This is a genomic window from Vibrio sp. 2130-1 (genome assembly GCF_033339515.1).
On record NZ_JAWOUT010000557.1, the window covers coordinates 1 to 565 of the forward strand.

Sequence of the window (565 nt, forward strand, 5' to 3'; positions counted from 1 at the left end):
CTGAATTTGCTCACGTAACAACAACGGGTTACGGTGAGGTGGTCGCAACACCAGACATGGCGACCTTTTCTGTAAAAGTGGTGGATACCACCATGACAGCGGAACAAGCAAAACAATCCGTCGATAAAACAGTCGAAGATTTTCTCCAATATCTGTCTGATGCTGGTTTATCAAAGGACAATATCACCAGCTCAAACCTGTATCTTGCGCCTCAGTATCACTACCCTAAATCGGGCAAAGCGGAGTTGGTTGGATACAGAGCATCACGCAGCATCAATGTAACAGTGACAGATTTAGCCGATCTTAACCAGTATTTGGATATGGCGTTGAAAGCTGGCATTAATCAGGTCGACAACATCCAATTGAAAGTGAGTAATCAAGCGGAATACCAACAAAAAGCACGCATGGCTGCGATCAAAGATGCGAGAGAAAAAGCGGCATCGCTTGCATCTGGCTTTGATAAAAAACTCGGCGGCATCTGGCAAATTAACTATAACCAAATGCATGTACAGCCTGTGTTGATGCGCTCAATGGCGATGGACAGCAAGCAAGGTTCGAACAGTTA

The 565-nt window shown here is 45.1% G+C and carries 1 protein-coding gene; it reads left to right on the forward strand.

The annotated features are described in order from the left end of the window. The coding region (locus tag R7Q09_RS27365) for an oxidative stress defense protein (RefSeq protein WP_318144110.1) at nucleotides 1–565 on the forward strand (565 nt) is incomplete at both ends.